This is a genomic window from Shewanella sp., from assembly GCF_051658185.1.
Taxonomy (GTDB): Bacteria; Pseudomonadota; Gammaproteobacteria; order Enterobacterales; family Shewanellaceae; genus Shewanella.
This window is the reverse complement of sequence record NZ_JBOFMC010000199.1, coordinates 1-8,139: the sequence shown is the minus strand read 5'-3', so window position 1 is coordinate 8,139 and position 8,139 is coordinate 1. Positions and strand designations below refer to the sequence as shown.

Sequence of the window (8,139 nt, the reverse complement as noted above, 5' to 3'; positions counted from 1 at the left end):
GCTCCATCGAGTTGGTGGGTTCATCGGCAATTAATAACCTTGGCTGATTTGCGACGGCCATGGCGATCATCACCTTTTGACATTCGCCTTCGGATAATTCCCAGGGGTAACTTGCCATGACCTTTTGCGGATTTTTGATCCCCACTTTATGTAACCACTTTTGTGCCGTCAGTTTGGCCTGTTTACGGCGTTGCCAAAAATACGTTTTTGGATGACTCGGCATGGCCTGCAGGATTTGCTTACCCACGGTTTGGGCGGGATCTAAGCTGCCAGAGGGGTCTTGGAAAATCATGGCGATATCCGAGCCCATTAGGTTGCGCCGTTCTTTGGCGCTCATGGCCATCAGATTATGGCCATCCCACATCATGCGATCGGCAGTGATGGTCCAGTTTGGGCCCGGAATACCGATAATGGCTCTGGCTAACAGGCTGCGCCCTGAGCCAGATTCACCAACTAAACCATGAATTTCACCGGCATTGAGGGTGAGGCTGACCTTCTCGATGGCCCGCACTTTGCCGTGGGGGGTATCGAGTTCAATCGTAAGATTTCGTACGTCAAGTAAGGGCATAGGTTAGTTTCTGATGGGCGCAAGCGCCGATCTTAAGCCATCGCCAACCAAGTTAATGGCTAGCACACTAAAAAGGATCGCCAGTCCTGGGATGGTGACCGTCCAAGGTGCGGTTAAGAGATTATCCATACCTTGAGCGACCATCGAGCCCCATTCTGCGCTTGGGGCTTGCGCCCCAAGATTTAAAAAGCCGAGGGCGGCAATATCTAAAATGGCCGCCGAAATCGCCAAGGTCGTTTGGATAATTACCACTTCCCACACATTAGGCATGATCACATACCAGAAAATTTGTAACGCATTGGCGCCATCTAATCGCGCCGCAGTGACATATTCTTTTTGCTGCTCTTCTTGCACCGCTTGGTGGATAGAGCGGACGAACTGCGGGGTTAAGGCGATCCCCACGGCCCAAAAGACATTTTCAAGCCCTGGGCCGAGCACTGCCACCACTAAAATGGCCATCAATAACGAAGGTATAGACAGTAAGGCATCGAGTAAATGTCCCAGAATGCTCGATTTTAACCCGCGCATCATGCCGGAAAAGGACCCGATGATAAAGCCCGTGACAAGGGAGGTGATCACGATGAGTAAGGCCATGCCAAAGGTTAAATGGACCCCATGCAGTAGACGGCTAAAAATATCGCGGCCGAGGTCATCAGTCCCTAAAAAGTGCGCCACTGTGCCCGAAGGGTCCCAGGATGGTGGCAGCAGCAAGGCTTTAGGATCCTGTGCTTCGGGGGAGAAGGGGGCAATCATAGGGCCAAAGACGGTTAATAGCAGTAAAAAGCCGATGGTCCACAAACCGGCCAAAGCAAAGGGATTGGCAGAAAAGTTTAGCCACATTCTTAGCATCGGCGAGGCGATTTGATCTTCTTGATAAATATTAATGGGCCGCATAGAGATCCTTTCTACTTAGAGGATTAAACACCGTATGCAGGACTTCAATTAAAATACTGAGGAAGATAATCAGCAGCGCCACCGCTAAAATGCCGCCTTGGATGACGGTATAATCCCGTTGATATATGCCAGACACTAACCATGAGCCCACACCGGGCCAAGAGAAAATCACTTCAACCACAATCGCATAGCTGGCAAAGGAACCGAGCATTAACCCGAGTTGCTTCAGCACCGGGATTAAGGCATTGGGCAGGGCGTGGCGCAAAATAATTCGGTGAGTATGTGTCCCCCTCGCTTCGGCTGCGCGGATAAAGGTTTGATTCATCACATTCATCATCGCCGAGCGGGTACTGCGCACGACCACCGTAAAGGGCAGTACGGCTAAGGTGGTCGCGGGTAAAATGATATGCAGCAGCGCATCCTTGAAAGCGGGGATGCGATATGGCGAATCAGATAACAGAATATCAATTAACATAAAGCCGCTGACGGGTTTTATCTCATATAACAGATTGAGTTGGCCGGAGATAGGTAACCAGCCAAGCTCCACCCCAAACCACAAAATCAGGTATAAACCTAAACCAAACACCGGGATTGAATAGCCCGTTAGGGTAATCGCCATGATGGTATTTTGAGTGAGTTTATGTTGGCTTTGTGAGGCGAGAACGCCAAGCGGAACCCCTAAAAAAATAGCAATCATACCGGCCATGATGGCGAGCTCAAACGAGGCCGGCAGAACGGCGCTTAATTCGTTGACGACGCTTTGATGGGACGTGAGCGATACGCCTAAATTCCCCGTTAATCTTTGCTGCGAATAAGCAAGAAATTGCCATGCTTGATTCTCATTTAATTTATAGTCTTGCGCGATTTGGGCTTGTTGACTTTCTGAGGGCGCGTGGATACCACTGAGCGCTAGGCTGCGCTCAACCGGAAACAAACTGGTGGCGTAGAACAGCACGGCAATCATCATCACTGACGTCGCCAAAAAAAGATTAAGGCGCCGAATAAGGTATCGCAACATCAGTTAGCCTCCGGCAGCATTTTTTGGGTGGTAGCAAAGGAAACTCCGCCAAAGGGCGTTAATTTCATGTCTTTTACTTCACTTCGGGTTAAGGCGATACGCTTAGCGTGGGCCAAACTCAGTAGCGGCATTTCCGTGGTCAAAAAGGCTTCCGCTTGTTGATATAAGACCTTACGTTCTGCTTGGGTTGGAGCTTGCCTTGCGCGCTCGAGCAGATCGTCAAATTCGGCATTACACCAGCGTGAGCGATTATTGTGCGATTTCATGGCCGAGCAGCTGAGTAACGGGGTAAAAAAGTTGTCGGGATCGCTGTTATCGGCATTCCAACCAATTAACACCGAATCATAAGCATCATGGTTTAATTTTTGGCTAAATACGCTCCAATCGTAACTGATAATATTCACTTTAACGCCGATGTTGGCCAGATCAGATTGGATTAACTCTGCGGTTTTTAATGCGTTAGGGTTATAGGCCCGCGCCGCGGGCATGGCCCAAATATCGATGGTCAGCTGTTTGACGCCGGCTTCTTGTAAAAGCGCTCGGGCCTTTTGTGGGTTGTAGCTTTCTGGCGAGGGTTGGTCGTCATCGGCCCATGATGTGGGCGGCAGCAAACCGCTGGCTTCAAGGGCCGTGTTTTGATAAACCGCTTGAAGAATATTTTTCTTATCTACCGCATAGGCAAGCGCCTGGCGCACCCGGACATCATTCAGTGGCGGTTTTTGGGTGTTGAAAGCCCAAAATGCCACGTTGAGCCCGGGTTGCGATTCTAAATGTAATTGTGGGTGCTGTTTAATGACGGGTAACTCACTGGCTTTTGGCAGCGCCGACACACTACAGTCGCCAGTGATAAGTTTTGCCAATCTTGCCGTGCTTTTAGTTGTAATATCAAAAACTAACATATCAATTTTAGCAGGCTCTCCCCAATAATCGGGGTTACGGCGATAGCGAATATATTCGTTTTTTACATACTGGACTAAGGTAAATGGCCCTGTACCTATGGCAAAATGGTCGACATTTTCGGGCTGACCGAGGGCTAATTGTTGTTCAGCATACTGGGCAGACAAGATCACCGCAAAATCGGTCGCCAGATTGGCTAAAAATGAAGCATCTTTGCGCTGTAAATGAAAGATGACTTCATAGTCATTGATTTTTTCTATGTTTTTTACGAGATCAGCAAAACCGATACTTTGAAAAAAGGGATAGCCGCTGCGGGATACATTGTGATACGGGTGAGCTGTATCAATAATGCGATTGAAGGAAAACAACACGTCCTCGGCGTTAAAAGGACGGCTCGGGCTAAAGCGCTTGGACTGCTGAAATTTGACGTTTTCCCTTAGGATAAAGCGGTAACTGAGCCCATCCTCCGACACTTCCCACGCGGTCGCTAAGGCAGGCATGAGCTGACCAGATAGAGGGTCATAGTCTATTAAACGACTGTAGATTTGATGGGAAGTTGCATCAATGGTGGTGCCAGACGTCACCAATTGCGGATTAAAAGACTCAGGGTTGCCTTCGGAGCAATAGACCAAGCCGGAAGGGAGTTGTTGTGGGCCACAGGCCACCAACAACCCGCTCATGCAGGAAACTGCTACCGTGAGGTACAGGCGTCTAATTAGCACTCTCATTTATAAATCATTATTTTATGAACTATGAAAGCCATTTTAGCAGTGCATCTCCTCCCTGAGCAATCGGCTTATGCTTTATCGAGGAAATTATACTTTTTTAGGATCCCCCGAAGCTGGTGGTAGCTTAAACCGAGTAGCTCAGCGGTTTTCTTTTGATTATATTGACTCGCGGCCAATGCTTGCTGGATCAAATCCATCTCGTATTGCTCGGTATATTGTTTAAAATCGAGCGGAAATTGAAATCCATGGCCTAAGGGCGCAGGCATTGACGGGGCGTCTAAGGGTTGCGGGCTTATAGGCGCTGTGCTGTGGGGCGCTATGGGCGCAGCCTCAGGTAAGGGAGCGCATTGACGTTCACGGGTTTTGAGGCGAGTCGTTGGCCGATAGGGCGACGCAAAGGGATCGAGAATAATTTGCTCAATAGGGCGATGCTCGCCGCCATTACGATAGACGCTGCGCTCGACCACATTTTTAAGCTCGCGGATATTTCCAGGCCAGTTGTGGCTCATTAACTGCTCAACCGCGCGGGCACTAAAGCCACTAAAAAGCTCGAGTTTTAATTGGCGTGCCATCCCGACGGCAAAGTATTCGGCGAGCGTCATAATATCTTCAGGGCGACAGCGCAGTGGCGGCAGGGTGATCACATCAAAGGCGAGCCTATCTAATAAATCGGCGCGAAATTCCCCAGCCTGGGCTAAGGAAGGTAAATCTTCGTTGGCCGCGCAGATCAAGCGCACGTCAGTTTGGACCGTTTTACTGCCGCCCACGCGTTCAAATTCACCGTATTCAATGACGCGCAGCAATTTTTCTTGAATCAGGCCCGAAGTATTGGCTAATTCATCGAGAAATAACGTGCCACCGTTAGCGCGCTCAAAACGCCCTTCGTGTTTACCTTTAGCGCCTGTAAAGGCCCCAGATTCATGGCCAAAGAGTTCACTTTCAAGTAGATTTTCGCTTAATGATGAACAGTTAAGCTTAATAAAGCTCTGATCCCAGCGCTTGGAAAGATAATGTAAGCGTTCAGCGATAAGCTCCTTACCTGTGCCCCGTTCGCCAATAATTAAGACCGGTTTAGAGAGCGGCGCAATTTGGGACACGTGTTCTAACACTTCGAGCAGTGCGTTAGATTGTCCAATCAAGTTATCCTGTTGAAAGTTAGTATCCACAATATTTTTTAGTCTTTCGTGCTAAAATTTGGTGAAAATGATAATAATTGGCTTGGGCTATAAAAGAAAGCAAAAGTTAATTATTTGTTTAAAGTATTGTATATTAAGATAAAATAAAAGTTGGCACGGATAGTGTAATACCTTAAGCGAGACCAACATCAATTTGAGGATAGGATTATGGGAATTTTCTCTCGTTTCGCTGACATTATTAACTCGAATATCAGCGCATTGCTGGATAAAGCTGAAGACCCTGAAAAAATGGTCCGCTTAATTATCCAAGAAATGGAAGATACACTGGTTGAAGTGCGTTCAACCTCGGCAAAAGTGTTAGCTGAAAAGAAAGAGTTACAACGTCGCATTAATCGGGTTTTAGAGCAAGTGCAAGATTGGCAAGATAAAGCTGAACTTGCTTTATCAAAAGATCGTGAGGACTTGGCCAAAGCGGCTTTAGTGGAAAAGCAAAAAGCCACTGCATTAGCCGATACCCTCAATCAGGAGTTGGCGGTGATTGATGAACATATCGCCCGCTTGAAGGAAGAGATCAGCCTATTGCAGGAAAAGCTGCTCGATGCCAAGGCGCGCCAAAAGACGATTATTTTGCGCACCCAAACCGCATCGTCCCGTTTAGAGGTGAAAAAACAGCTCGATTCCAGCAAGATTGACAATGCGATGCTTAAATTTGAGCAATATGAGCGCCGCGTTGAAGGCTTAGAAGCTCAAGTGGAGTCTTATGATCTTGCGAGCAAAAAGTCCTTAGCCGATGAGTTTGCAGCACTCGAAGCTGAAGATTCTGTGAACGCCGAACTGGCGGCGCTAAAGGCCAAGGTAAAAGGCACCGCACCGGCGCAGTCAAAAGAATAACAATGTCAGAGGTGAGTTATGGATATGGACGTACTGATGGCGCCGATTATTATTTTCATGGTGATAGTCGCGCCAATATGGTTAGTTCTTCATTATCGCAGTAAGCGACAAGTGAGCCAGGGACTCACTGAAGAAGAGTTTACGCAGCTGAATGACTTGATTGCTAAAGCGGATAAAATGGCGGCACGCATTGAGACCTTAGAGGCCATTTTGGATGCAGAGTCACCCGAGTGGCGTGGTAAGCAGGAGTGGAGGGGCCAACATGAGAGGAACTAATGGCCGTACTTTGTACCGTATTCCTCAGTTGGGTAAAATCGCGGGGGTATGTGCAGGTATTGCAGAGTACTTTGCGATTGAAACTTGGCTAGTGCGAGTGTTGACGGTATCGATTTTCTTACTCGGCGGCTCTGGTGTTGTATTTATTATCTATGTGGCCTTGTGGGTGATTTTAGACATCAAACCACAAAACCATTACGCTAGAGATGATATTGAGCTGAAGAAGAAACCGTGGCAGTCGGGAGAACCGGCTAAGCAAGCTTTGAGTGATGTCAGTCGGCAATTTCGCAGTTTGGAAATCAGGCTACAAAATTTAGAGCGCCACGTCACCTCAGATAACTTTGATTTAAAAAGACAAATCAACAGCTTGTAGTAGCAACTGTTGTGGTCCTTCTAAAGGGCGGCCTTGGCCGCCCTTGTTGCTTTAGCGCGTTCCATTGGGGGCATTCTTAACCTCCTTCGACATAAGGGCAGTTTCTATGGGAATGTTTGACTCCTCGCTCCATAAATTAACTCAAAAGGGTCAGGCCCTGTTACATCGCAGCGCCGATAGGCATGTTCGTTTAGCGGTTACCGGGCTTGCCGGGGCGGGTAAAACGGCGTTTATTACAGGGTTAGTCAATCAATTACTTCATTCTGGGCCTGTGGCGGAACATGCGCGTCATCACAATGGATTACCGCTGTGGCAAGTGAGCCGCGATCAGCGTTTGCTGGGGGTTAAGCGCTCGATGCAGCCGAGTCTAGAAATTGCCAGTTTTGATTATCAAGGCGCCATGTTAGCCCTGACTGCGCAGAGTCCAACCTGGCCAGCATCAACCCGTAGCATTACGGAATTACGCTTGGCCATTAAATATCAACCGCGAAAGGGCTTATTGGCTAAATTGTCGGATACTGCCACCCTTTATGTCGACATTGTTGATTATCCTGGCGAATGGTTACTCGACTTGCCTATGCTGCGCCAAGACTTTGTGAGCTGGTGCCGTGCTCAGCGAGCGCGTATCGAGCAGCTTAAAAGCTCGCCCTTATATGGTCCCTTTGAACAATCCTTAGCGTCATTAGATTTAGGGGCCAATGCCGATGAGCAGCAATTAAAACAGATAGCCGATCAGTATCAGCAACTGCTCCATGATCTTGTGCATGTGCAAGGGTACTATCAAGCACAACCTGGACGAATGTTATTGCCCGGTGAATGGCTCGGCGCCCCTTTGTTGGCTTTTTTCCCTTTGTTATTGCTCACTGATGCGCAGTTCAGCGCGCTGGCACAAACTAATAAAGAAAGTGGCTTCCATGTGCTGGAGCAGCGCTACCAAGAATACGTGGCTAAGGTCGTTAAGCCTTTTTATAAGCACCATTTTGCCAGTTTTGATCGACAGGTCGTGTTAGTGGATTGCTTTAGTGCGTTGAATCGCGGCAAATCCCAATTTGAAGATATGGGGGCCGCGCTCAATAGCATTATGGAAAGTTTCCATTTTGGGCAGTCGAGTTTTTTACGGCGGTTATTTGCGCCGCGTATTGACCGATTATTATTTGCGGCCAGCAAGGTTGATCATGTGACGCGTGATCAGCAGAGTCATGTATTGTCGCTGTTGACTGATATGTTAAATCACAGCCAACATTTTGCCGGCTTTGAGGGTTGCCAAGTGGAAATGATGGCGATCAGTGCCATTAAGGCGACGCGCCATGGGATGGTAAGTACGCCGGCGGGAGAGGTTGAAGTGGTGCAAGGCAGGG

The 8,139-nt window shown here is 48.3% G+C and carries 9 protein-coding genes; 4 read left to right on the top strand and 5 right to left on the bottom strand.

Going from position 1 to position 8,139, the window contains the following annotated elements:
* From ACRCZA_RS07920 to pspF, 5 genes are all read right to left on the bottom strand, one after another.
* A partial coding sequence (locus ACRCZA_RS07920) for an ATP-binding cassette domain-containing protein (protein ID WP_438673912.1) occupies positions 1 to 568 on the bottom strand: 568 nt, incomplete at its 3' end.
* Positions 569 to 571: 3 nt separating this feature from the next.
* Entirely contained in the window at positions 572 to 1,462 is an 891-nt protein-coding gene (locus ACRCZA_RS07915) for an ABC transporter permease subunit (protein ID WP_438673911.1), read from the bottom strand.
* On the bottom strand, positions 1,449 to 2,480 hold the full coding sequence (locus ACRCZA_RS07910; RefSeq protein ID WP_438673910.1) for an ABC transporter permease: 1,032 nt from the start codon (positions 2,478 to 2,480) through the stop codon (positions 1,449 to 1,451). Before ACRCZA_RS07910 ends, ACRCZA_RS07915 begins: the two co-directional genes overlap by 14 nt.
* Complete coding sequence (locus ACRCZA_RS07905) at positions 2,480 to 4,105, bottom strand: ABC transporter substrate-binding protein (protein ID WP_438673909.1); 1,626 nt, start codon at positions 4,103 to 4,105, stop codon at positions 2,480 to 2,482. Before ACRCZA_RS07905 ends, ACRCZA_RS07910 begins: the two co-directional genes overlap by 1 nt.
* Before the next feature lie 68 nt (positions 4,106 to 4,173).
* Positions 4,174 to 5,271 (bottom strand): phage shock protein operon transcriptional activator, encoded by a 1,098-nt coding sequence (pspF, locus tag ACRCZA_RS07900; protein WP_438673908.1) that lies wholly within the window; start codon positions 5,269 to 5,271, stop codon positions 4,174 to 4,176.
* 177 nt (positions 5,272 to 5,448) lie between these two features.
* Here pspF and pspA point away from each other — a divergent pair, with 177 nt between their 5' ends.
* The 4 genes from pspA to ACRCZA_RS07880 all read left to right on the top strand — a co-directional run.
* A complete protein-coding gene (pspA, locus tag ACRCZA_RS07895) occupies positions 5,449 to 6,132 on the top strand; it encodes a phage shock protein PspA (RefSeq protein WP_438673907.1) in 684 nt (227 codons plus the stop codon).
* An 18-nt stretch (positions 6,133 to 6,150) separates the two neighbouring features.
* Positions 6,151 to 6,408 carry an envelope stress response membrane protein PspB gene (gene pspB, locus ACRCZA_RS07890; protein WP_438673906.1) on the top strand — a complete coding sequence of 86 codons (258 nt, stop codon included), beginning with the start codon at positions 6,151 to 6,153 and terminating at the stop codon, positions 6,406 to 6,408.
* The gene (gene pspC / locus ACRCZA_RS07885; RefSeq protein ID WP_438673905.1) at positions 6,395 to 6,781 is read left to right on the top strand and encodes an envelope stress response membrane protein PspC; all 387 of its coding nucleotides are present in this window, start codon (positions 6,395 to 6,397) and stop codon (positions 6,779 to 6,781) included. Before pspB ends, pspC begins: the two co-directional genes overlap by 14 nt.
* 106 nt (positions 6,782 to 6,887) lie before the next feature.
* A partial coding sequence (locus tag ACRCZA_RS07880) for a YcjX family protein (protein WP_438673904.1) occupies positions 6,888 to 8,139 on the top strand: 1,252 nt, incomplete at its 3' end.

Coding starts and splice junctions, on each gene's coding strand:
- pspB (WP_438673906.1), top strand. CDS start 6,151: ATGGATATGGACGTACTGATGGCGCCGATTATTATTTTCATGGTGATA.
- ACRCZA_RS07915 (WP_438673911.1), bottom strand. CDS start 1,462: ATGCGGCCCATTAATATTTATCAAGAAGATCAAATCGCCTCGCCGATG.
- pspC (WP_438673905.1), top strand. CDS start 6,395: ATGAGAGGAACTAATGGCCGTACTTTGTACCGTATTCCTCAGTTGGGT.
- ACRCZA_RS07910 (WP_438673910.1), bottom strand. CDS start 2,480: ATGTTGCGATACCTTATTCGGCGCCTTAATCTTTTTTTGGCGACGTCA.
- ACRCZA_RS07905 (WP_438673909.1), bottom strand. CDS start 4,105: ATGAGAGTGCTAATTAGACGCCTGTACCTCACGGTAGCAGTTTCCTGC.
- pspA (WP_438673907.1), top strand. CDS start 5,449: ATGGGAATTTTCTCTCGTTTCGCTGACATTATTAACTCGAATATCAGC.